18 protein-coding genes and 2 pseudogenes are annotated in these 24,549 nt (G+C 59.1%); 6 read left to right on the top strand and 14 right to left on the bottom strand.

Annotated elements, in window-relative coordinates; genetic code table 11:
• Positions 1–237: 237 nt before the first annotated feature.
• Complete coding sequence (locus OMP40_RS06575) at positions 238–1,959, top strand: sensor domain-containing diguanylate cyclase (protein ID WP_277530143.1); 1,722 nt, start codon at positions 238–240, stop codon at positions 1,957–1,959.
• Positions 1,960–2,086: 127 nt separating this feature from the next.
• Here OMP40_RS06575 and OMP40_RS06570 read toward each other — a convergent pair whose 3' ends face one another.
• From OMP40_RS06570 to OMP40_RS06555, 4 genes are all read right to left on the bottom strand, one after another.
• Positions 2,087–2,395 (bottom strand): DUF2628 domain-containing protein, encoded by a 309-nt coding sequence (locus OMP40_RS06570; RefSeq protein ID WP_277530141.1) that lies wholly within the window; start codon positions 2,393–2,395, stop codon positions 2,087–2,089.
• A 124-nt stretch (positions 2,396–2,519) separates the two neighbouring features.
• A complete protein-coding gene (locus tag OMP40_RS06565) occupies positions 2,520–4,490 on the bottom strand; it encodes an S-layer homology domain-containing protein (protein WP_277530140.1) in 1,971 nt (656 codons plus the stop codon).
• Positions 4,491–5,803: 1,313 nt separating this feature from the next.
• Positions 5,804–6,910 (bottom strand): hypothetical protein, encoded by a 1,107-nt coding sequence (locus OMP40_RS06560; protein ID WP_277530139.1) that lies wholly within the window; start codon positions 6,908–6,910, stop codon positions 5,804–5,806.
• Between the two features lie 553 nt (positions 6,911–7,463).
• On the bottom strand, positions 7,464–7,655 hold the full coding sequence (locus OMP40_RS06555; protein ID WP_277530138.1) for a hypothetical protein: 192 nt from the start codon (positions 7,653–7,655) through the stop codon (positions 7,464–7,466).
• A gap of 398 nt (positions 7,656–8,053) precedes the next feature.
• Between OMP40_RS06555 and OMP40_RS06550 the strand changes: the two genes are divergently transcribed.
• On the top strand, positions 8,054–9,253 hold the full coding sequence (locus tag OMP40_RS06550; protein WP_277530137.1) for a hypothetical protein: 1,200 nt from the start codon (positions 8,054–8,056) through the stop codon (positions 9,251–9,253).
• Positions 9,254–9,384: 131 nt separating this feature from the next.
• Complete coding sequence (locus tag OMP40_RS06545) at positions 9,385–10,422, top strand: hypothetical protein (protein ID WP_277530136.1); 1,038 nt, start codon at positions 9,385–9,387, stop codon at positions 10,420–10,422.
• A 286-nt stretch (positions 10,423–10,708) separates the two neighbouring features.
• Here the strand turns inward: OMP40_RS06545 and OMP40_RS06540 are convergent, their stop codons facing one another.
• From OMP40_RS06540 to OMP40_RS06530, 3 genes are all read right to left on the bottom strand, one after another.
• Entirely contained in the window at positions 10,709–11,122 is a 414-nt protein-coding gene (locus tag OMP40_RS06540; RefSeq protein ID WP_277530135.1) for a hypothetical protein, read from the bottom strand.
• Entirely contained in the window at positions 11,037–11,825 is a 789-nt protein-coding gene (locus OMP40_RS06535; RefSeq protein ID WP_277530134.1) for a hypothetical protein, read from the bottom strand. Before OMP40_RS06535 ends, OMP40_RS06540 begins: the two co-directional genes overlap by 86 nt.
• A gap of 123 nt (positions 11,826–11,948) precedes the next feature.
• The gene (locus OMP40_RS06530; protein WP_277530133.1) at positions 11,949–12,194 is read right to left on the bottom strand and encodes a hypothetical protein; all 246 of its coding nucleotides are present in this window, start codon (positions 12,192–12,194) and stop codon (positions 11,949–11,951) included.
• Positions 12,195–12,555: 361 nt separating this feature from the next.
• Between OMP40_RS06530 and OMP40_RS06525 the strand changes: the two genes are divergently transcribed.
• Positions 12,556–16,656 carry an Ig-like domain-containing protein gene (locus OMP40_RS06525; protein ID WP_277530132.1) on the top strand — a complete coding sequence of 1,367 codons (4,101 nt, stop codon included), beginning with the start codon at positions 12,556–12,558 and terminating at the stop codon, positions 16,654–16,656.
• 86 nt (positions 16,657–16,742) lie between these two features.
• Here the strand turns inward: OMP40_RS06525 and OMP40_RS06520 are convergent.
• The 5 genes and pseudogenes from OMP40_RS06520 to OMP40_RS06500 all read right to left on the bottom strand — a co-directional run bounded on the left by OMP40_RS06520 (position 16,743) and on the right by OMP40_RS06500 (position 19,791).
• Positions 16,743–17,505: pseudogene (locus tag OMP40_RS06520) on the bottom strand (SDR family NAD(P)-dependent oxidoreductase).
• 26 nt (positions 17,506–17,531) lie between these two features.
• The gene (locus tag OMP40_RS06515) at positions 17,532–18,014 is read right to left on the bottom strand and encodes a MarR family winged helix-turn-helix transcriptional regulator (RefSeq protein WP_277530131.1); all 483 of its coding nucleotides are present in this window, start codon (positions 18,012–18,014) and stop codon (positions 17,532–17,534) included.
• Positions 18,015–18,143: 129 nt separating this feature from the next.
• Complete coding sequence (locus OMP40_RS06510) at positions 18,144–19,034, bottom strand: AI-2E family transporter (protein ID WP_277530129.1); 891 nt, start codon at positions 19,032–19,034, stop codon at positions 18,144–18,146.
• 8 nt (positions 19,035–19,042) lie between these two features.
• Entirely contained in the window at positions 19,043–19,231 is a 189-nt protein-coding gene (locus OMP40_RS06505; protein ID WP_277530127.1) for a hypothetical protein, read from the bottom strand.
• A 23-nt stretch (positions 19,232–19,254) separates the two neighbouring features.
• Positions 19,255–19,791 (bottom strand): staygreen family protein, encoded by a 537-nt coding sequence (locus OMP40_RS06500; protein ID WP_277530125.1) that lies wholly within the window; start codon positions 19,789–19,791, stop codon positions 19,255–19,257.
• Between the two features lie 148 nt (positions 19,792–19,939).
• On the opposite strand from OMP40_RS06500, the pseudogene OMP40_RS06495 reads away from it, so the two are divergent.
• A pseudogene (locus OMP40_RS06495) lies at positions 19,940–21,174 on the top strand (NAD(P)/FAD-dependent oxidoreductase).
• Positions 21,175–21,262: 88 nt separating this feature from the next.
• Here the strand turns inward: OMP40_RS06495 and OMP40_RS06490 are convergent.
• Positions 21,263–22,225, bottom strand: a complete 963-nt coding sequence (locus OMP40_RS06490) for an alpha/beta hydrolase family protein (protein ID WP_277530123.1) — start codon at positions 22,223–22,225, stop codon at positions 21,263–21,265.
• Positions 22,226–22,614: 389 nt separating this feature from the next.
• Between OMP40_RS06490 and OMP40_RS06485 the strand changes: the two genes are divergently transcribed.
• A complete protein-coding gene (locus tag OMP40_RS06485) occupies positions 22,615–22,998 on the top strand; it encodes a hypothetical protein (protein WP_277530121.1) in 384 nt (127 codons plus the stop codon).
• 53 nt (positions 22,999–23,051) lie between these two features.
• On the opposite strand, the gene OMP40_RS06480 is transcribed toward OMP40_RS06485, so the two are convergent.
• Complete coding sequence (locus tag OMP40_RS06480; RefSeq protein ID WP_277530119.1) at positions 23,052–23,837, bottom strand: ankyrin repeat domain-containing protein; 786 nt, start codon at positions 23,835–23,837, stop codon at positions 23,052–23,054.
• Positions 23,838–24,549 lie beyond the last annotated feature (712 nt).

Here is a 24,549-nt window from a genome sequence, read left to right as displayed (position 1 = left end):
GTTAAGTTTTCCAAGGCAATCACCCTTCACTATTCTGTACGACTGGTATGCAGTATTACTTACTACTGCTATAAAGTAACACGCAGTAGCGACGGCTGTCAACGACTTTTATGCTTGCGGCGCAAATTGTTCCCTGCCGGCCGCCGACACGGGCAGGACTTTTGAAGCTTTTCGTCGAATGGTGTCCTATTCATTCACATTTGCGTGTTCGTCGAACGCAATAAAAGGAAGTGCCGAATGAGCCGCCAACCGGAGTACGATGTGCGCCATGGAAGGTTTAAGATACAGAGCCTGCTGCTCGGTCTGCTCGCATTCACGCTGATCGGATCGACAGTGACGCTGACATGGGTATCGGTTCATCGCCAGAACGAGACGCTGACCAGAACGACGTTGCAGAAAAACTTCGAAGCGGCGCGCAACCTCGCCATCTCCGCCAATACGATCAAAAGCCTCATGTTCAAATCGCTTGAGAACGCTGCGCAGTACTTTAACGAGGAACGACTGTCGGCCGGGGCGGACAGCGCGCGAATGCTCGACGTGCTGCTGCTCGGGAGCGGCCTCTTCAACGGCGCCATGATGGTGGCCGGCGATGGCGAAGTGCTCGTCTCGACGAGTGGATCCGGATTCGCGGCCGGCGAGCGCCTGGATGCCGCGGCGCTGGCATTGAACGCGCGCAATGCGGAGCCGGAGATGTCCGAGCCGTTCGCCGCGCCGGACGGGCACCGGGTCGTACTTGCCGTATATCCGGTGACATCCGGCTATTCGCGAACGGACGTATACATCGCAGGGCTCATCGATCTGCAGCGCAGCAATGTGTTCTCCGACATGTTCGCGCATACGATCAAGAGCGATCCGGGCACGTACGCGTATTTGGTCGACGGCTCCGGCGAGATGATGATGAATGCGCAAGCAAGCCGCGCAGTCGAGGCCGTGCCGGCCAAGACGCTGCTCGCGGCCTTCCGGGGCGAAGGGACCGACGCTCCCGATCGGTTAGGGGCGCCGCCTCCGCCGCCGGGACGGGACGGCCCGGAGACGGGGATGCAGGGCGCTCCCGACGCACGGAAGGCGCCGGCACAGAGCGTCGGGGATGACAGACCCGTGCCGCGAGCGGCCATTCTGGCCGACGGACGCGGCTTGCCGAGCCTCGTCGGCTACTTGCGCGTCGGCGAGCTCGGCTGGGGGATGATCGTCCAGTCCCCGGTCGCCGTCGTGGATCGGGCGAAGCGCGAGCTTCTGACGACGCAGTTGAAATGGAGCGTACCGCTCATCGCCGCGTTTCTGCTGCTCAGCCTGTGGATGTCGCGCATGCTGTCCGCGCCGTTCTCGAAGCTGACCGCCGTCGCTCGAAACATCGCGGCGGGCAAACGGCTCGGTCATCCTCCGTTCGAACGCCACTGGAACTACGAGGCGCATCATCTCGCGCAAGCGATGATCACCGCCATGAACGGGCTCCAGCGCCAGGCCGACGAGTGGGGACTGCGCGCGCGAACCGATCATCTGACCGGGCTGCTGAACCGCAAGGGGCTGGACGATTGGCTGAAGGCGCGCGAAACAGAGGATCCGGGCGCGGGATACTCGCTTATGGTGATCGATATCGACCACTTCAAGCGCATTAACGACAAATACGGCCACCAGACGGGCGACGACACGCTTGTTCATCTGGCGCGCATGCTGAAGAAGGCGTGCAGGGAGACGGATCTCGTGTGCCGGTTCGGCGGGGAAGAGTTCGTGGCGGTGCTGCCCGGAGAGAAGCTTGAGGGCGGTTATCTATTGGCCGAACGAATCAGGGAAAGCGTGGGAAATGCCGTCAGTCCGACCGGCCGGCCGATTACGGTGTCGATCGGCATCGCCAGCTTCCCGGACCAGGGCGAAGACTTCGAAGCTGCATTCCGGCGGGCGGACGAAGCGCTGTACGAAGCGAAGCGGGCCGGGCGCAACCGGACGATGAGGTCCGCATAAGCGCCACGAAGCACGAACCGCGGCAGTCGAAAAGCATAAAAAATACATCGCCGCGACCGTAAACGGCCAAGACGATGTATGCGGGGCTTCGACTCCGAAGCGATCGCCGAGGGTCGAGGCGGATCGACTATGCGGCAATGACGCCACTGGTCCGGAGTACGGACTGGGCATGCTCGTCGGCCGGGCGATAGCCTTTTTCCAGCAATTCCTTGATATACATCTTGTTATAAATGAATGAGAAAATAATGCCGGGCACCCACGCGCCGAAGCCTAATGTAAATGCGCCTACGGCCGCCGAGGCTACAAACATGATCGCGGCCCATTTCAAATCGCCTCTGAACAAAGCGGGGAAAAATCCAAAGAAAAACGTCGTCCAGCTAAATCCCACTTTTGCTTCTTTTATTCCGCCGGCTTCATTTCTTAAACGAACGCGCATTGCATAATCTCTCCTCGATTTCGATTATTTGGCCCTTTCCCGATTCGAAAACATCCAAACATACCGGTCTCCCGCTGCAGCACACGACAACGGGAGACCGATGGAAGCGCCGCGGAAGCGCGAGCTACCGGTCGGCCAGCTCTACTTCGCCATTCAGATAGCGATGCGCTTCAAACGATCGAGAAGCGGAGATGATCTGGCCCGACGCCCAGTAGACGGCCGGCACGTCGGTCCATGACGAACCGTCGTTCGGCAGCGCGGGACGTCCGAAGACGCGATTCAGAATGACGACGGCTTCGGCTCGCGTCACGCCCCGATCCGGGCGATAGGTGCCGTCCGCGTAGCCTGCGATCCAGCCCGCCCGCTCCGCAGCCGCGATCGATCCGGCCGCCCAGTGGGAGACGGCGTCTGCGAAGCGCGGCGCGCCGTCCGGCTGCAGCTGCTTCCACCGGGTCAGCGTCACTGCGAGCTCGGCACGGGTGATGAGCTCGTTTGGACGGAATTGTCCGTCCGCACCGCCCTTCATGATGCCTGCCGCGGCGAGTTTGCCGATGGCCGAGGCGGCCCAGTGCGAGCCGGGCACGTCGCGGAAGCCTGCCGCGATCGTTTCCTGACTGCCGTCCAGCTGCTTCGCGAGCAGGACGGCAACCTCCGCCCTTGTCACGAGACGCGCAGGCTGGAACGTGCCGTCGGCGTAGCCGCTCACGTAGCGGTCGTACGCGGACGAGATCGGGTCCGCCTGAATGACAGCGAGACGCGCAAAGCTGCCGATCTTGATCGCGATCCCCGTCGCACGGCCCTGGGAATCGAACTGAACCGTGCCGGGCTCGATCGCCTTCGTCCCGTCGTCGTATTCGACGAACGCGGCGAGGGTGCGGGGATCCGCCCCGATTAGCGATGTCGGCAGCGGCAAGACCAGCCACACCGGAGCGCCGGTATAACTTGAATCGACATCGACGGGAACTCCCGCCACTTGTAACTCCCACTTGCCGCCGGCGGACGAGGACGCGGCGGACTTCATTTCATCCGCGACGGACGGACTGCCGAACGACCTGAGCCGGATGACCGTCGCGCTCTTGCCGCCCGCTGCGGCGGCCCCCGCTGGAACCTGGTACGCGACTGCGTCGATGGCCAGCGTCACGCGGATGTTTTGCGCCTCCAGCTTGGCGAGTCCTGCGTTGTCCAGCACGATCCGCATATCGTCGATGCTCGGAATCATCTGTCGGTTCGCCAGCACGCGCAGTTCGGTGTCTCCGCTCTGCGCTGCGGACTGGACGACAAGTGTCGCCACCGTCTCGTTCAGGCGGAGCTCGTAGTAGGTCGTGCCGTCGGCATTGCGCACGGCGGTCAGCGGCACGTTCACGTCGATCCGCTTGCCGCCCAGCATAAGGCTCACGCCGGATGATGCCTCCGGGCTCGGCTCCGACGCCGGTGTTGGCGTCGGTGTTGGTGTTGACGTTGGCGTTGACGTTGGTGTTGACGTTGGTATCGGTGTTGGCGTTGCGGCGTTCTTCTTCGTAATCTCGATCGTATACTCCCGCTGCACGGACGACAGCTGCGCGGCGACGACGATCCGGATCGTATTGGCGCCGGTCGTCAAGGCAATCGGCGCCAATGCCGCCCCGCCGACCTGCGCAGTGCCGTTTACCGTCACCGATGCGACTTCGTCCGATGCCATCGGCTTCACGGTGATCGCGTCTACGGTGCTGTCCACCTCAAGCGAATACTGCAGCTTCTCGGGGTCGAAAGCAGGCGTGAGCGCCAGCTCCGTCTCGCCGCTTCGCAGTCTCAACGAAGCGAGCGAGGCGTCCGTCCGCCGAATGTTGTTCACTTCAATCGTCTGCACGGCGACGTTGCCCGCCGCATCGCGGGCGTAGACGGTGTACGTGCCGTTGGTCTCGGCTTCGAACGCGCGATCCGCCCGCAGATCCGTGCCGTCGCTGCCGCCCGCGAAGTAGGCGGCGTCCCGCGCGCCGGCCGCCCAGCGGAGCGCGGCGAGCGAATTGCCCGCCCCCCTCGCCGTCGACAGCCGCTTCGACCGCGACGGACACCTTGCCGCCCGTCGGTGCGGTCGTATCCGGCGCGAGCGTGACAACAGGCGCGGTCTTGAAGATGTTGTGAACGGCGATTGATTGCGTGTTCCTGTTGCCTGCCCTGTCACGGGCGGAAACGACATACGTGCCGTTGGCCTCGACGACGAAGCTGCCGTCGATCACGTCGGCCCATGACAGCGGGATGTCGGCCTCCGGCTCGCCCGCCGCCCACCGGACCCTGTCGATGCCGCTGTCCGCATCGCTCGCGTCGACGCCGATCGTCACGTCGCCGTTCGTCGGTTCGGTCGTATCGGCCGTCAGCCCGAGCGTCGGCTTCACGGTGTCGATGTTGCCGACGACGACCGTCTGCACGGCGTCATTCCCTGCCGCATCGCGGGCGTAGACGGTGTACGTGCCGTTGGCTTCGGCTTCGAACTCCCGATCCGCCAGCAGATCCGTGCCGCCGCTGCCGCCAGCGAAGTAGGCGGCGTCCCGCGCGCCGGCCGCCCAGCGGAGCGCGGCGAGCGAATTGCCCGCCGCTTCGCCATCTACAGACGCTTCTACCGCAACGTACACGCTGCCGTTCGTCGGCGCGGTCGTATCCGGCGCGAGCGTCACAACCGGCGCAGCCTTGAAGATGTTGGCGACGGCGACGGCTTTCGTGATCGCATTGCCCGCCTTGTCGCGGACATAAACGGTATAAGTGCCGTTCGCTTCCGCGACGAAGCTGCCGTCGGTCACGTCGACCCCGTCCTGTTCGGCGTCGACCGAGCCCGGCGCGCCGGCGGCCCAACGGACGATATCGATGCCGCTGTCCGCATCGCTCGCGTCGACGTCGATCGTCACTGAGCCATTCGTCGGGTCGGTCGTATCGGCTGTCAGCGCGAGCGTCGGCGGGACGCTGTCGATGTTGCCGACGACGATCGTCTGTACGGCGACGTTGCCCGCCGCATCTCGGGCGTAGACGCTGTACGTGCCGTTGGCCTCGGCTTCGAACTCCCGATCCGCCAGCAGATCCGTGCCGCCGCTGCCGCCCGCGAAGTAGGCGGCGTCCCGCGCGCCGGCCGCCCAGCGGAGCGCGGCGAGCGAATTGCCCGCCGCTTCGCCGTCGGCGACGGCTGAGACATCGACCGTCACCGCGTCGCTGGTCGGCGCCGTCGACGACGGCACGAGCGTGACAGTCGGCGCGGTCTTGAAGATGTTCGACACCGTCAACGTCTCCAGCAGCTCGTTGCCGGCAGTGTCCGAGACATAGTAGGTATAAGTTCCGTTGTCGGGGATCGAGATCGTCGAAGAGAATGCAGTGCCGCCGCCGCCCTGAAAGTACGCGGCAGCCCGTGTACCGGCGTCCATGAGCTTTTTATCGATGCCGACATTATCCGCGACCGTCACGGCGTAGACGACAGCCCCGTTCGTCGGTGCCGTCGTGCTTGGCGTCGCCGTGGCGGTCGGCGGCTCGCGGTCGATATTGCCGACCGTCAGCACGCTTACACGCTCGTTCCCGACCCCATCGCTGGCATAGATCGTGTAGGTGCCGTTCGCGGTCGCGTCGAAGCTGTTCGTCAGCGCCGTCCCTTGACTGCCGAAGTAGCTCGCGTCTCGCGTGCCGCTCGCCCATTTCTTCGCGGCTACGCCGGACGATGCGTCCGTCGCCGTGACGTCGACGACGACGTCCGACTTCGTCGGAGCGGTCGGCGTCAGCGTATAGGTTATCGTCGGCGCGGTCTTGTCCACGGTCACCGTCGAACCGTCCGTCGTTGCGGCGACGGCCGGGGCGGGCGCGCCGTCGGTCCCGTAGAATACCGCGGATACCGCGAGCGGCCCCTCGGCGATCGTGCCGTCCAGCGTCAGCGTGCCGGTCCAGCTCGTCCCGCTCCCCCGACACCGTCGCGCCGCTGCCGCCGATGACGATGGCAGGCTGCTTGATCGCCAAGTCGGTCTGCAGGCTGACGCTCACCAGGCTGCCCGGCTTGGCCAGGGACGGATTGCCGTTGTCCGAAGCGACGGTCAGCGAGACCGCTTGCGGCGATATGCGGTTGAGCGTATAGGCGCTATACGTCTCGCTCGATGTTTGCTTCCATGCGTCATTAAAGGACACCAGGGTCGCCCACTGGGCATTCGCCGGTATGCTGTTCGGATCGGATGCGGTCAGGATGTCGGTGCCGTTGACCGAATACTTGAAGAGCGTATCCTTAATGGGATAATTCCCGCCCGTACCTTCGATCTTGAAGCTGGAGATCGTCGCCCAGGCGGCATCGGGCGGGATGCTCATGGGATCGGAGGCTTGCAGGATGCTGCCATTGTAGCTGTAAGTGAACAGCTTGGCGGAGCTGTTCCTGCTCCAGGCGCTGTCATAGAAGTTGGAGACAACGGCCCAGTCCGCATCGGCCGGAGCCGAGCTGGAGGCGCTGACCGTACCGCCCGAGCTATATACGAATTGGTTCGCTGCCCCCCGAATAGGAAGTGTTGTAGACCAATACATACGAAGTGAGCAGTTGACCTTGATAACCGGCCGCGCTGGCCGACCGCATCGGCAAGGCGGCCTGGAGCGCGCCAAACAGCGGCAACAGTGTCAAGACGGCTGCCAATAAACGACTGATTCTCCTTGCATTCATCCTATCGTACCCTCTCGCTTGTCTAATATTGTTGTATACTATACCATTGGATTGCCAGGCCAAAGTCTCAATTCAATCTCAACTTTTCAATCTCAACTTTGCGAAACGGAGGCAGCGGCCTCATATGCTAGGTTACAGCAGTCCCCGCAATGGATTTGTAGGGAGAGCCAAGGAGCGGTCCCTATTCGCCCGGTGGCTCGACGACCCGGATGCGCCGCTCTCTATCGCGACACTGACGGGAATAGGCGGAGTAGGCAAGTCGACGCTGCTGTCCGAGTTCATGCGGATGGGCGCTGAGCGCGGAACTGCCGGCATCTGGCTGGACGGGCGAGCCTGCGTATCTACGCCTTCTTCGTTTATTGAATACGTGAGCTCCTCCCTGTCGCTAGACACGCCGCCCGGTTCAAGGTCGTACCCGCTTCAGCCGCTGTTCGAAGCTTCCCCGTCCCGGCGGATGCTGCTCTGCATCGACAACTTCGAAGAGCTTCGCTTGCTGGAGGGATGGTTTGCCGAAGCCTTCCTGCCGAAGCTGCCCCGCTCCGGCATCTTCGTCGCGCTCGCTTCTCGCCCCGACTTTTCCGCCATCTGGCATACGAACGCCTTGACGGACATGACGGCATTCGCCATCCGGCTATCGAACTTTACGATGGAGGAGACGCTGTCGTTCGTTCGCGCGCGGGTCGAAGCGCCTGCCGCGGCCGGATCGCTTCACCGCATGACCGAGGGACATCCGCTGGCCCTCGCGCTGACGCTGGAGATGGCCGCGAAGCAGGGACTGCTGAAGGGCGACGAGTCGTCCATCGTCTCCCAGCGCGTGAGCGCCGGTCTGCTACGCGAGCTGACGAGACCCGATTTGTTGTCTCTTATTGATATTTTGACGGTGCTGGAGACGGCCAATCAGGAGCTGCTGTCGCTCATCGCGGGCGCTCCGGTTCCGCTTGGCGACTATCAGGCGCTCCGCGAGCTGTCGTTCGTACGGGTGACGCCGGAGGGGGGTATCGCTGCACGATGTGGCCCGCGTTCATCTGCTGCGCGACTTCAAGCTGCGCGAGCCTCAGCGCTATCAGAGGCTGCGGGGAGATATTCTGACGCTGCTGCTCGGCAATCTCCGGACCGCGGACAAGGCGTCCAGCCGCCGGATCGCCGCTCAGATTCTGCTGCTATGCAAGGACGCGCTGCCTGCCTTGGACCGCTCGTATGCGGATATTACGACCGACTTCTACGCCCCGGGCATCGATTATTATCGTCCCGACGACTTGCCCGTCCTGCACGATCTGATCGCCCAATGGTGCGTATACAGCGTCGAACCGGAGCAGGAGGAGATGTATCATCGCTTCCTGGACGACCTGGCCGTTCAATCGCCCGAGAGCATGATCTTGCAGCGGGACGCGGAAGGGATCCCTGTCGGTCTGTTTATCAACGTCCTGCTTCACCGGGACAATGCGCGCATGCTGGAGCCCTATTTCGCGGACGAGCTCGGCGAATGCTTCACAAGGCCGGAGCTGAACGTAGAGCCCGACCGGGCGGACACCTATTTCCCGATATTGGCGGCCGCGACGGACCGAAGGGCCGATTGCACGCGTGAAGAACTGGTCGGCCATCTGGCGCTCCGAGGTCTCTCCATGCTCGGCGAAGGGATGCGGGCGGTGCTGATCGTGACCAACGAGCATCTGAAGCACTTTTTGACCAACCTGGGCTTCCATATGCGCAGGGCGAGGACCCGGCAGTTCGACTTCTCGCAGGGCGAAGCGCATGTGCTCACGGTCGACCTGCGCGCCGGCCAGTTCGCGGATTGGGTGCTGTCGTTCATCGCCAAGGCGGACGGCCCCCCGTTCGGAGACGCTGGCCCCCGCGGCCCCTACGGGGAGAGCGCATCCCACGGAAGCGCAGGTGCGCAAGATGCTCGCCAACCTTCAATCGCCGGCCAGGCTGGACGACTACGTCAGGTTCGCGACGGGCGTCCGGACCGGCATGGAGCTGAAGGCGAAGCTGCAGTGGATCTTGAACGATGCGGGCTCGGGACTCGGTCCGGACGATCGGGCGGTACTCGCTGCCGCCTACGTCGCGCATCCCCACAATACGGTAGCGGCCGCCGAGCGCTGCTGCATGAGCCGGTCCACCTACTTCCGCCATCTGCGGGAGGCCGTCTCCCAATTTCGGCATATTCTCATTCACCTGCCCTGACGGGCGGGCGGCTGATGCGGAGCTGAACGGGATCGGCTACCCGCAACGATAACTTCCACCATATCGACAAGATTTTGAATGCCGACGCGCTACCAAATATGGATATCCTGCCTTAAAATGAAATGGAATGTTACTTTTCAAGCGAGGATGGGATGACATGGCGGCCGTCAAACTGAAACGCTCGGGTTCCTTTCTGTTCGCTCTCGTATCACTGATCTTCATCATCGATACGGCTCTCATTCGTACGACATCGCTGTCCGCGGAAGATCCGATCCTTGTGTATGCGGTACTGTTCGATTTTATGCTGGTTGTCCCCTTCTTATATTGGGCTATCGTTTTAAGACCCAAAGGAGCGTCGATCGCCAAAGTCGCACCGTTGCCGATCGTAGGTGCCGCAGCGGCATGGGTTGCGCTTCCCGAGTCGCTTCGCGGCATGGTCTGGCATACGATATGGCCGATCGAGGCAGCGCTGGCGGCAGCCGAGATCGCCATTATCGGATTCGAGCTGCGGATCTTGTACCGGTTCGTCCGGCGTTTTCGGCTGGTCGCCAGGCAAGAGCCCGATACCGGAGAAGCGCTGCGAATGGCGGTGCACGAAGGAATCGGCCGAGGGAAGTTAGCCAACTTCCTCCTTCATGATCTCAGCATGTTTTATTACCTGTTATTTTCATGGAAAAGAAAACGCCCCTCGAAGGACGATGCTTCGGAAGCCCGTTTTACTTACCATCGGAATTCAAGCCAGACGCTATACGCGGCGATCCTCACCAAGATTATCGTGGCGGAAGGCTTGGCTATGCATCTGCTGCTTCAGCAATGGTCCCACTGGGCGGCTTGGATCATGACCTTGGCCGATCTATGGCTCCTCGCGCTGATTTGGGCGGATAGCCGCGCCTCGTTCCTGCGGCCCGTCACGCTCGAGGCAGACAAACTTAAGCTTCGATACGGCCTGCGAATTCAGGCCGATCTGCCGCTGTCGGCCATCGCGAATGCAGCTTGCTCGCCCGAGTTCCATCCGGATCGCACCGAACAGCGAGATGCGGCCACTCCACTTCTATCTACGCCCAATGTGCGGATCGAACTCTCGCGGCCGATACAAATCCAGGGCCTGCTTTTCCAGCCTCGAACCGTTAAATGGATCTATCTGGCTGTCGACGAACCGAGCGCTTTCGTACAACAATTGGAACGTGCGCGCTGAACGTCAAAGCCGTTTGGCAGCATAGCGGAGCCCTCCGCTCATTGGTCGCCTGCGCTGCCGGGCATACAAAAGGCCGGGAAGTCCCCAGAGGGACGCCCGGCCTGTCTCGCATGTTTGTCTCGCGCTTGTCTGTATACGCTTGTCTGTCCTGCGCTTGTCTGTCCTGCGCTTGTCTGTCCTGCGCTTGTCTGTCCTGCGCTTGTCTGTCCTGCGCTTGTCTGTCCTGCGCTTGTCTGTCTACGCTTGTCTGTCTCGGCCCCAGATGTCAGCCGCTTTGATTCATGCTCTACGCCGCTTTGAGCGGTCTGGCGGCATTGGAAAAATCGTACTTCACCGGTCTGGCGTACACATATTGCTTCGTCTTGGGATCGAAGGCATACACGGTTAACGTCAGCTCCGCAGCAGGCAGATCGCCGGAGATCGTCATTGAAGTCGCGCCTGTCTTCAGCGGCGAAAAGTCGATCCAGCCGTCGTCTCCCTCTTCGCTCCAGTACACGATGTACTGCAAGCGGCGCGCCACATCCGGCGTCGTCGAGGCTGCGGCGTAGGTCAGCTTGTACTGATACTCCCCGCTGCCGTCTGGAACCGCCTGCACCCCCGTCAGCTTCGGCTCTTTAAAGACAAGCGGCTGCGGATCCTTGAGTCCGCTCAGCTTCAGCCAATAGGACCTTACCGCCTGCAGCGACGTGACTGGGGTCACGAATGTATTCTCGATCTCCCCGTAGAACCCGAGTCCGTCGTCTCGCTTGAGCGAATTCGCCATCGTCTGCTTGGCCGTACTCGAGCCGAATAACGCCAGGTAATCGTCCGCCATAATTTCGATCGCGTCCCACATATGCGTATAGCCGGGCTCGGACCCGTCTTCGCTGAAGAGGACCGGGTCGTTCTTGATCCCCCGCAGCGACGCCCACTTGGTGTCCGGACTGCTCGGGAGCTTGCGCTCCTTTTTGATCAGCCAATAGTGGGTAAAAAAGATGTCCGTATTCGTGGCTCAGCGTCGCAGACAAGCTCTCGACCGTGTTCAGGCGGTTGGCATCGTAAAGGACAATCTCGGTCCCCTTGTCCATGACGATGTCGGACCGGTCGTCCTCCGTCCAGGAATAGGACAGGTCCGCGTAGCCCGCTTCGCCTTCCTTGCTCTCCGGGGACAGAACGACCTTGCCCAGATAGGCCAGCTCCTGGCCGTGCAGATTGCGCATCAACTCGCCGTACAACGCCTTGAGCTTGGCCTGATTCCAGCTCTTGCTGTAGCTGACGAACTGGATTCGCTCCGGCGACATAAAAGTTGCAACCGGCTTGCCGGCTGCCGCGCCGGCCGTCGGCCCCCAAGCGCCGCCTACGGTCGCGACGACGAGAATCGCCAGCATGACGACCCAAATCCTGCGATAGTGCTTCGTTCCCACAAAAGACCGCCCCTCATACTCGGTTTATATAACGCTAGAGAGAGTTATCGGTCGGAACGGCAAAGAGATGAAGCGCTCGGATTCGACCGGCGGGATGGAACGAAGAAGCGGTATAGCGCATTACTACGGCGTTGGTTCCTGCTCTTTCATCTTACGGCGCATCTCCTTTTTCCTTTCGCGCTCTTCGTACATCTCATGGATCCAGGCCTTTACAGGTATCTTCCACATCTGATTTTTCGCGGGAATATTTTTGATTAAGCTTAGTGGATTAAGTCCCATTTCTTTCGCCATTCGAATATCATCGTCATTCAAGCGGCATCTTTGTTTCGCTTCTTTCCACTGCTCGGCTTTTTTGTCCGGATTGGCCATGAAGCTTCGCCCCTTTCGTTTCTGCAGCAGTTTACGATACGTCCTGCCATGTCCTTATGTTTGCAGACCGGGCCGATGGCATAAGGACGGTCGCATACAGCGTTCTCGATTCTTCCAATTTCGTCGATCTTTACCTCGATCTCGTATACTTCTCTTCCTTCTATCTCAAACAAATATTTATTATTGCCTTGCTCAGTTCGCATCTCGACACCATGATACCACAGGTTTGAAGCCCGGCTCATCAAACGTACATAGTCCAATAGTCTTACATAACGAATATTTTCTATCTATTGCGAAAGTAACATGCTAACATAAAAATGATGTCAAAATTTGCTTGGAATTTTGTCGGGGGGGTATGTCATTGAGAGGAAGAAAAGTGGATGGATCAGGATTTAGCGACAAACGAGGATTGTCGCAGCGCGTGTTCGCTGCCCTATTAATTCTCGCCATGATCGCCGGTGGCGCTCTATCCGCCATGGGAAGCGCGTATGCGGCTTCACCCTTAGAAATTACCGCGGAGCCGCTCGATATCGTAATCAACGAAGGAGTGGCCGCGACCCAAACGTTCACTGTCGAAGCGGGAGGCGGCGGCGGCCCGTTTAGCTATCAATGGTATCGCACTTCCGGCGGGAGTACGTACCTGCTCTCGGGAAAAACGGATCCTTCTTTGGACGTCCCCACGTGGTCGCCGTTCGAATCCGACTACTACGTTAATGTATCCGACGGTACGGACACGGTGATGAGCCGCTTGGCGCACCTGACGGTGAATGCGCTGCCAAACGCGCCGGAGCCATCGATCGCGACCCAGCCGGCGTCAGCTACGGGACTGACTGTGGGAGATGCCGCCCCGACGCTTAGCGTAGCTGCGACGGGTAGCGGGACGCTCAGTTATCAATGGTATCGCAATACGACGGACGACAACACAAGCGGCTTTATGCTGAACGGCCAGACAGGGGCCTCCATTACGGTGTCGACAGGCGCCGAGATGGATTCCTATTATTATGTCGTTGTTACGAATACCGATAGCAGCTTCGCAGTCGGTAAGCAGACAGCCAGCATCAGAAGCGCTACCGCCCATGTCAAAGTGAACGCGCTGCCGGACGCGCCGGCGCCGTCGATCGACACGCAGCCCTTATCGTACACGGATCTTAGCGAGGGCGACGACAGCCCGACGCTAAGCGTCGCGGCGAGCGTGACGGGCGGCGGAACGCTCAGCTACCAATGGTATCGCAATACGTCGGACAGCAATGCGGGCGGCTTTATGCTGACGGGCCAGACGCAAGACACCTATTCGGTGCCGACAGGCAGTGCGCAAGATTCGTACTACTATGTCATCGTCACCAACACGGTCGACGGCAATCAGCCGACAAGCATCTCGAGCGCTACCGCTCATGTCAAAGTGAACGCGCTGCCGAGCGCGCCTGCGCCGACCATCGACACGCAGCCCTTATCGCACACGGATCTTAGCGAGGGCGACGACAGCCCGACGCTAAGCGTCGAGGCGAGCGTGACGGGCGGCGGAACGCTCAGCTACCAATGGTATCGCAATACGACGGACAGCAATGCGGGCGGCTTTATGCTGACGGGTCAGACGCAAGACACCTACTTGGCGCCGACAGGCGGAGCCCATGATTCGTATTACTATGTCGTCGTCACGAACACGGTCCCGGGCCAGCATCCGGCCAGCGTGCGCAGCAACACCGCTCGCGTCGTCGTCCAGGATGTCACTTCGCCGACCGTCTCGATCTCGTCGGGCATCAACCGACCGACGGCTCAGGCTGCTTTTGGCATTACGATTACCTTCAGCGAGCCTGTATTAGGATTCACGGATGCGGACGTCACCGTCGCTAACGGCAGTCTCGATCATTTCGAGGAGGTCAGCAGTCTTGTATACACCGCGGATATTACCGCGACAGCCGAAGGTCCCGTGACCATCGAAGTGGCTGGCGGCGTAGCGATGGACAATTATGGCAATTTTAATGCGGCCGCGACGCCGCATGTCGTAACCTACGATACGACCGGACCGACGGTGAGTCTATCTTCATCGGTCGCGAATCCGACGAATCAGTCTTCGTTCGTCGTCACGTTGGCGTTTAACGAGCCTCCGTTCGACTTTTCGACGACGGATATTACGGTGACGAACGGGTCCGCGAGCCAACTGCAATCCGCGGACGGCACGACCTATACCGCCGTCATCAGACCGGCAGCGGACGGGCCGGTGACGGTTGGCCTGGACGCGAACGTCGTGACCGACGCTGCGGGCAATGCGAACACTGCGGCGCCGACTTCGGTCAGCACCGTCTACGACGGCACGCCGCCGACGGCGAGCATCGCCTCGACTGCAGCGAATCCGACGAATCAGTCGGCGTTCGACGTCACGATCACGTTCAGCGAAGCCGTCACCGGATTCGCAGTCGGCGATCTCGCGGTCACGAACGGGACCGCGAGCAACCTGAGCACTTCCGACAATATCGTGTATACCGCAGTCATTACGCCGGCGGCGGACGGCTCCGTTGTCGTGACGCTTCCCTCCGGCTCGGCAGCCGATGCGGCGGGCAACGGCAATGTGGCGTCTACCCCTTACAGCACGGTTTATGACACGATGGCGCCCGAACTGACCGAAGTGCGCATCGTCAGCGATAATGCGACGCCGTCCCTTGCCAAAGTCGGGGATACCGTGACGGTAACCTTCAGCGCCAGCGAACGGCTGGCCGCTTCGCCTGCCGTGACCATCGCGGGACACGCTTCAGCGACCACCGAAGCTGGCGGCACCTACACGGCAGTCTACACGATGACCGATAGCGATGCCGAGGGCGCTGTCCCGCTGCAAATCGCATTTAGCGATCCGGCGGGGAATGCCGGCGTGACGGTCGTACAGACGACGGATGCGAGCGCGGTTGTTTTTGACAAGACGCCTCCTGTTCCTGTCATCGCAAGCCCGATCGACGATGCGCGATTGACCGACAAGCAGCCGACGATCGAAGGAACAGTCGAGCCCGGCAGTACGGTGAAGATCGCCATTAACGGCGAAGCGAGCGAAGCGCAGGCGGACAGCGACGGCAAATGGGCGTTCAAGCCGGCAGCCGCGCTGATCGACGGTGCGTACACCATCACGGTCGATGCGATCGACCCGGCCGGCAACCACAGCGAGGTTCAGGCCGAACGCTCCATCACGATATACACGGAGCAGGTCTCTGCGTCCGACAATACCGTGGACTTGTTGATCAACGGAAGTCCGAGCAAGATCGGCAAGCTGACCGGCGGTCAGAAAGACGGCCGATCCGCGACGACGCTGGCGGTCGATGAGCGCGAGCTGGAGAAGCTGCTGGCGGAAGCAGGACCCGGCGCAGTACTCACCTTGCCGTTCACTGCGAACTCCGATATTCTGATCGGACAACTGAACGCTCAAATGATTAAAAGCCTCGAGCAGATGAACGCCGTCGTGGCGCTTAAAACCAAACAAGCGACGTATACGTTGTCTGCGAAGCAATTCAACGTTGAAGCGTTGTCCAACAAGTTTGGCAGCTCGGTCAACCTGCGGGACATCGCCATTCTGATCGAGATCGCAGCGCCATCCGCAGAGATGACGAAGCTGCTGACGCATGCCGCGGACCAAGGATCGTTTACCGTCGTCGCATCCCCGGTCAGCTTCACGGTAAGCGCGGTGTACGCGGGGACGAGCACGGAGATCACCACGTTCAGCGCTTACGTCGAACGGACGATCGCGCTGCCGGCCGGCACGGATCCGGACAAAGTGACGACAGGCGTCGTCATCGAGCCGGACGGTACGTTGCGCCATGTGCCGACCCGAGTCGAAGTCGTCGACGGAAGCTACACCGCGCATATCAGCAGCTTGACGAACAGCACGTATGCGATCGTCTGGCATCCGCTCGAATTTGCCGATATGAACGGTCATTGGGCCAAAAAGTCCGTCGACAACATGGGCTCGCGTATGGTCATCAACGGTATCGACAACGATCGCTTTAGTCCCGACACCGAGATTACGCGCGCGGAATTCGCAGCCATCATCGTTCGCGGCCTGGGCATCGGCCTTAACCAGGATCAAGGCGCATTCTCCGACGTTCAATCGGCCGACTGGTACAGCGCAGCCGTTCAAACGGCTTATGCGTATCAGTTGATCAACGGCTTCGAGGACGGGACATTCCGGCCGAACGACAAGCTCACGCGCGAGCAGGCGATCGCGATCCTCGCCAAAGCCATGACGATCACGAACGGGTCGGCTGCGACAGCGGTGACGGAAGCCGCGGCAGAAGGAACGCTGAATTCCTACAAGGACGCGGACGAAGCAGCCCCCTGGGCGCGCAGGGGCATCGCCAGCAGCATTCAAGCGGGCGTAATCCTCGGCAGAAGCGCATCTTCGCTCGCGCCAAAAGCCAATATCACGAGAGCCGAGGTTGCGGTTATCGTAGAACGGCTGCTCAAGCAGGCGGGCTTGATTTAAAGGGATTTCGATTACAGCAGAAGCATTAACAAAAACGCCTCCTATTCCACGGTGAAGTGGGTAGGAGGCGTTTTATTATTTTTATGCTACCCTGTCGCCCTCCCGACATACGGATAGATCGGATCTCTCAACTCGAAGTCGTACGTACTTCCGTTCACGATGCCAACGACTTTCTCGCTGTCGTAAAGATCCAACATCAACCCGGCCATTTCTTTGGCGGTATGGAACTTCGGAACGACGCCTTCATAATGAAAAGCTTCTAAATCCAAAGCGCTCTTGATGAATTCAGTCGCCGTCGCCGCGGGGGCCAACACTTTGGCCCGCAGCGCTGCGCCGCGTTCCTTCAATTCCTGCGCGACGCCTTCCGTAAAGGCGCTTGCATAGAACTTCGAGGCGCAGTAGGCCACGGAATTGCCGACGATCTGGTAGCCCCCCTCCCGAAGAAACATTGATGATCTGCGTCCCTTCGACATCGGCGTAATCGCGGACATAAAGCGTCGTAAGAACGGTTAAAGCTTCGACGTTCAGGCGAAGCATCGCCGTCACTTTCGTTAAACTTTGCTGCCCGGCGGGCGCAAAGCTTCCGGCTCCTGCATTGTTGATCCAGGTCTCGATCGGATAATCCGCAAGGCTATCGTAAAATTCATAAACCTCGGCGGCAACGGACAAGTCGACCGTCCGAAGGACGACGTCCAGGTCCGGGTTCAGGTCGGCCACCTTTAACTTTAAGCTTTCCAGTTCCTTCGTCCTGCGGGCTGCCAGGATCAAGTTCTTTCCGCGAGCCGCAAAAGCAAGCGCCGCTTCATACCCGATTCCCGAGCTGGCTCCCGTAATTACCGTATATTTCATAACCGTTTCCCCTTCCTTCCATTCCATTACTCCGCAGAGAAGCTTCGAATGTATAACGCCTGTTGCTTGAGCATATATTCCGAGGCTTTTTTCATCAGATCGGCGAATTGCTTGCTCTCTTCCTCGCCAAGATGGTTGACCAGATCGACGAACATGTTAAGGCGGGCTTCGTTAATGCGCTGGATATACGCTTTTCCTTGCTCCGTAAGCCGGATTCTGACGACCCGCCGATCGGCGGGATCGGCATGACGGCTGACCAGCTCCTGCGCTTCCAGACTGTTGATATGCTGCGTGATCGTCGGCGATGTCACATTCAGTTTTCCGCTGATCTCCGACACCATCAGTCCCGCATCCCCATCCCGGACATTCATACTGATGAAGTAGAGAACCATGATCTCGCCCGGCTTCTGATTGTATACCGCGCGGTTCTGCATCATGTTGCCGCTCACTTGCGATTGAAAGTACGATTCCATTAACTGCTTTGCGATCGCCTTTTGCTCATTGGACAATCCGTTCACTCCTCGCGAGGTACATAAGTCACCAAATACTTTGGTAACTAATTAAATAACTTACCTAAGTATATACGCATAAAAGCGGATCGTCCACTCCCTTGTTGCAAAGGGCAGGGGACGGCTCCGCTATTCCACGATCTCTTCCACTTTCTCCTGAAAGAAAAGCTTGTAAATGTGCGTCAGCAAAATTTTAACGACGATATAGGCCGGAATAATGAGCAGCATACCCAGCACGCCCGCGAGATCGCCGCCAAGCAGCAGGAGCACAATGATGGTAACCGGATGAATCGCCATCGTTTTCCCGAAGATGATCGGCGTCAGGATATGGTCCTGGATCTGCTGCGCGGCCAGAATAATGAGCAGCGACCAGAGCGCCATCATGGGGGATTCCATAAAAGCGACCACGAGGATCGGGATCGCCGATATAATCGCGCCGATGTACGGAATAAAGTTCAGCACGACGGAGATCAGCACCAGAAGCAGCGCGTACGGAAGCCCGATGAACAGGAAGCCGACATACATGAGCGCGCCGAGAATGATGTTCAGCACGACCCGGCTGACGATGAACGAACCGAGCGCTTCGTCGATCTCCGACAGGGCCGCACGCCCTTCGGCCTTGTACTTGCGCGGCACCAGATATAAGAGGGAATCCTCCAGCTTGCGTCCGTCCTTCAGCATAAAGAATAGGATGACCGGCACGACTCCGATCAGCACGACGGCACGGGAAATGACGGAAATGATGTTCGTCAGGTACGTAGAAGCCCAGGCGGCGGCCTTCTGGGCATACTCCGACATCCGGGTTTCCAAATCGATAGACTTCGGCAGGACCGAGGAGACTACGCCCCCGTCTTCAGTCTTATCTTGAACCTGATCGCTCAGGTCCTCCACGACTTCGGGCGCGCTGTTGATAAAGTTATTCGTCTGATCGCGCAGCGTCGGCCACACCAGCCAGATGAACAGGGCAATTAACCCTGCGAACACCAGATACAGCAGCGTGACGGCAAGCCAACGCTTCATCCCCCCGGTTATGTAAAAAAGCCGACGATCGGGCGGAGGAGGTAATAGAGAAATCCGGACAGCGAGATCGGCAAAATCAAAATTTCGAACATCCGAACGATCGGCGCGAACATGAAGCGATCCAGGAAGAGAAGAAAGATCGCCAGCAGCACAAAAATAACGCTGAGAATGATTCGAAAAAACTTCGCATGCGGCACGGCAGCTCCTCCTTTTGGCTCTATTACCCGCCGGAGGAACGAACAGAAACGAGACGGCAAGACGTAAAGAGGTTCAATCGCTCCGGCACACGACCTCCCCCGATATCGTCCGTCCTATAATCGTTGAACGTGCCCCAATATTCCTGTCCGGCATACCGGGGATAGGCAGACTCGAATCGGACGATGATCGGCGCTGCATCGAGCCGGGGGCATCGGTCGAATAAAAACCGGTCGCCATATCGGATGGCGGTCAGGGCCAGGGGCAGTTCGCGTCTAAATACTTCGTTGCGTCGTGCCGCCGCCTCTTCCCCGATTTCGCCGTTATCCAGGTAGACGCACGAGACGTTACGCACGCAGGCTCCCGCCGGCTTCCATTCGCTCAACACCTCGTCCCGCATGGCATTGATCCGATCCCGGGCATAAAAGGCGCCAATGGTTAAAAATAAATCGCCCGTCGCATCCGAGTGGGTGAGCGTATACCTTCTGGGGACGACAGGAGTCGCAGGGCATATACCGCTTCTGTACTGTACGAATACCTTATCCGGGTCGAATTCGCGCATCTTACCCGCTCCCATCCATTCCATGTTTACTGAATCCTATGCGCGAATGGACGTAGGCGTGTGCCGTCGCTGCGATTCGTTGCCGATGTATGCGCAGGACAATTCTGGATATCGTATACATAGAATTCTTACTGCCGGGAGGTACGCCATGAACTTGCAAACGGGAACCTATTATTGGCCGACCACCTTCCCCCGAAGCCCCATCCTTTCCCTCCCTGGAGGAGGATCTCTCTTGCGATGTGGTCGTCATCGGGGGCGGAAGTTCTGCCGCGCAGTGCGCGTATTATCTGGCCGGCAGCGGACTGGATGTCGTTGTGTTGGAAAAAGGGCGCATCGGCGGAGGCAGCACGAGCACGAACACCGCGATCATTCAATATTCGGGGGAGAAGATGTTCACCGCTCTGGTCCACACCTTCGGGGAGACATACGTCGGACGGCACCTGAAGCTGCTCAAAGAAGCCATCGACGAGATCGAGGCTGCCTCCCGAAGCGTGGATATCGATTGCGAATTCCGGCGCAGAGACACGCTTTATGCCGCGAGCTGCCCCGAGGACATCGACCGATTGCGAAACGAATACGAATTCATCAAGCGCCATGGCATCCAGATCGACTTCTGGAATCGCGCGCAAATCCAAGAAAAGTATCCGTTCGGCCGAGACGCAGCGATCTACTCCTATGACGATGGCGAGCTGAATCCGTACAAATTCACCCATGCGTTATTTCAATATGCGACGAAACGAGGGGTACGCGTCTATGAACATAGCGGGATGAACGGCCATCATTACGACCGGCAGCGGCAGCGCATGATCGTCACGACGAAGACGGGGAGCGAAATCAACGCACGCCATGTCATCTTTGCGGCCGGCTATGAGAATATGGAGATCCGCAAAGAGAAGCAAGCCTCTTTCGTGAGCACCTACACCGTGACGACCCAACCTGTGGCAGACCTGTCATCCTGGTACAACAGAACGCTGCTGTGGGAGACCGCACGCCCGTATTTATATGTGCGAACGACGGTCGACAACCGAATCATCGTCGGCGGCCTGGACGAAAATACAGCTTATCCCGAGCGTCGGGACAGCAAGCTGCTCCATAAGAAGGATATGCTGCTTGCCGCGTTCAACCGCCTGTTCCCCGACATTCGGGTAGAGCCGGCCTTCTATTCTGCGGCTTTTTTACGGCGGCATGACGGACGGTCTGCCCATCATCGGGAAGTACGAGGAATATCCGAACAGCTACTTCTTGCTCGCCTACGGCGACAACGGGACCGTATACAGTCAACTGCTGGCCAAGCTTATCGTCCAGGACATCGTCGAAGGGCACAGTCCCGACCTGGCGCTGTATTTGCAGGATCGACCGCTGTTGCAGGCTTTAGTCGATTAATGACGGGGGGGATCGCTCTTTGAATTAAATAAAGCCGAGATGGCTGCCGGAATGGCGGCTGTCCCGGCTTTTCTTTGGCTTCACATCTTCATTTGCATTCGATAATGCCTGGCGGATTCGGTGCGTTCTTCAGCGCGGCACATGCTTGGGACCAGGCAGCGTCCTCCGGGTAGAGCGCCGTGCGGAGATAGGACCAGACGAGGGCTCGCAGCGCAGCCACACGCTCGGGGTTCTCGTCGGTTGTCTCCGCCGCGTCGTACGCGGCAACCCCGCCAAGCCCGTGCTCCGCACCGAACAGCGTCAACTTGCATTTCGGACCGGGGCTCAGATCATACGCATCCGAACGCCAATCCTTGCGATCCGAGAATCTGGGGTTCCAGTCGTTCTCGCCTACGACGATTAACGCCGGCGTCGTCATATTTGCAAAGCTAGTTGATCCCAGTACCGGGTAATGCTTCGATGCGAACGCGGCGAGGTCTTCGCCTCTGCCCGGGGCGGCCAACAGGACACCGGCCTTGATACGCGGGTCGAGCAGGTTCACTGCTTTCCCGTCGACCGGATCCGTTACGTCCTGACCGCACAGCATGCCTACCGTATGCCCGCCTAACGAATGTCCGACCGCGGCGATCCGGCTCCTGTCCATGCGTCCACCGAGCCCCGGTACGGCAGCCTCGATCTGGTCGAGGCGATCAAGGATGAAGCGCATGTCCTCCGCTCGGGACCGCCAATACAACGGGGCCTCCGGGGTTTCCGCTTCGCGCAGGCCCAACATTTTCGCGTCCAAGTGCGTTGGCTGGATCACGACAAAACCGTGAGCAGCCCAGAAGTTTGCAAGAGGCGCGTAGCCATGCAGCGAGGACACGAAGTTCGAAGGCCCGTGGCCGTGCGACAATAGAATCACGGGCAGGCCGCTCCCAGTCGCGGGCGCAGAGACCTTGATCTCCAGATCTACGACACGGCCCGGAACCGACAGCACCACGGGGCTAAAAGTCATGACGGGCGTGGAATCGCCAATCGGAATAGCGGCAGCTTCAGTAAACGGCTTGCTCATGGAATGACCCCCCTTCGGTTGATATATCAACCATAATGTCAAAATAACACCATTCGGTTGACGCGTCAACCATTTCGGATCGATCGCTCTGCTTGGACATGGGAACCTTCGCGAAAGGAACGACTACCACAACACATAAGTTCCTGTCGTTAAGCCGCGATAGACTCGGATAAACCTCGTTAAACCCGGTTTGCGAATCCCTCTTTCCGTCAGTTAAATGCCTTTAACATTTTTTAAGTTGCTATGCTAAGCTTAGTGTAGGCAAGGATGCTTATGCTGGCGATCGGAGCAGTGCCGCAAGCGCTTCACCGTTCATGCCATACCCGAGGTGATCCGTCATAACCAGATCAATCGCGAAAACGGTATATGCGGGCGCTGTATCCGGCATCGTGCTCGGTCTCGTCTTAAAGCTCGTCGAGCGGTCGACCGCGAAGCCCGTCTATACGCTGCTGCTGAACGTGGACTACGTGCCTGTCCTCAACCGAATCTCCATGCCCGAGCGGGTAGAATTCGCAATACATCTGGCGATCTCCGTCGCGCTCGGTCTCTGCCTGTCTTGGTGGATGAACCGCACGGGCGTAGCGCCTGGTCGCATGACGCGTTATGCGACCTTCGTCGGGCTCGCCGTCGGACTCTGCCTGTACCCGACTTCCGCCCTGTCCGACCGCACGCCGATTCTGACCGACGGGTCCGCGTTCCTGTACTGGATGGCCGCTCATGCCCTGTACGGCGCGACGCTCGGCGCACTGCTTGCGCGGACGGCGAGACGATAATGTAACGTTACCGGCATGCATAGGTCAGCCTCCAACGAGTAAGGAAATTTCCTTCACAATTCGCCGGCAGATTTGGCGCCTTGACTCTGCAGCCAATGAACAAGATCGGTAGCAGAACTACGTTGCGCTGCGTCCAGTGGAGTTAATCCATCCCAGACGGATATCCAGTTCAGTTCGGCACCTTGTTCGAGGAGGTATTCTGCAGACTGCAACTGACCTCCGTGGCAAGCGCACCAGAAGGCAACGGTAACCTTGCTCGGAGGAGAAGCGCGATTTGCTCCCCAAGGATATCTCTCAGAAAGCGTGTTCCCGGCGAAATAAGCTTTTATTACGTCCATCTGTCCAAGCGCAGCCGCATGCCAGAGTGCAATCTCCGCTCCGCGTTCAACCAATCTACGGGCTGCATGCCATTGTGCAAACGCTACTGCATCGTCCAGTGGCGTACCGCCGGCAATCACTGCACCTGGCGCCTCGATGTCGGCGCCAGCATCAAGAAGCGCGTCAAGAACTTCAATGTCATCGGAACTCGCAGCCCAATGCAGCGGTGTCTCGGTGTTCGAACCCGCGAAACGAGCGTTCACCTCCGCACCGAACTCGACTAACACTCCCACGGTAGCCGATCCGTTTGGAAAGTGACCGGGCCAGTCGGTCACCACATGCAACAGTGTTCGAGACATCCTATAGCTGTCGCCTTCGTTACTATTGTCTCTTCCGATAATTCTTGCCCTTGCCAACCCTGGATTCTCGACGAGCAGTCGCTTCAAAGATGGAATATAGCCAGTGTGGATCGCTTTGATAATGGTTACTGCCAGCGTTTCATCTTCGTAAATATAGTCCATATCCAACCTCCCAATATATAATCAGTCCTATCTCTATCCCTCATGGCTCACGTGGTATTTTAATTACTGAATTAAATTTGAACTTCGTAAATTCGCCGTACTTGAAGTATTCTTGGAATGATAATAATGTCCTGCTTCGTTCGTAATGGTTGGAGTATTGGTTTATCCATGCTTTCTGAATCGCGGCTGGACTCTTGCTCCGCACGCAAGGGTCACGAACATTCGACAACCACCTGTTCCCATCGCCGGACTGTGGCTGGCTCCTGGCTTCCTGCTAACACTTTCCTTTACTTCTTGTTTGCAAGCTGTTGACAGAAAAGCCCAAAAAAGGCTGCAACAGGTAATTTGCTCCCAACCTGTCACAGCCCCCCAAACCCGCGTCCGCCGCGTCCTTACCCCTATTCTTCTTCTCCCGTCGTGATCGGATTGTCAGCGTATGTAATCCAATCACTCCAATCGGAGAAGTGTATATTCGATATCTTGCTGCATACATCAGACCAAGTCGGGGAACGCCAAGCAGGGGTACGTTGTCCCGTTAGCGCCATTGCTCCAAGAACCATGCAAGCCGTGCCCTCACTCTCGGTCGTGAGCGATAAAGATCGGCATGGCGACCCGTCAACGCCATTGTACCGCAGAGCAAAAAACACGACGGAACCGTACAGGCATGACCGGGGGGAGCAGGGCGGCGACAGCGGTCGGCAGAGAAGGAGAC

This window comes from Cohnella rhizosphaerae (genome assembly GCF_029525575.1).
In the GTDB taxonomy this organism is placed as follows: Bacteria; Bacillota; Bacilli; order Paenibacillales; family Paenibacillaceae; genus Cohnella; species Cohnella rhizosphaerae.
This window is presented reverse-complemented; position numbering and strand designations above follow the sequence as displayed.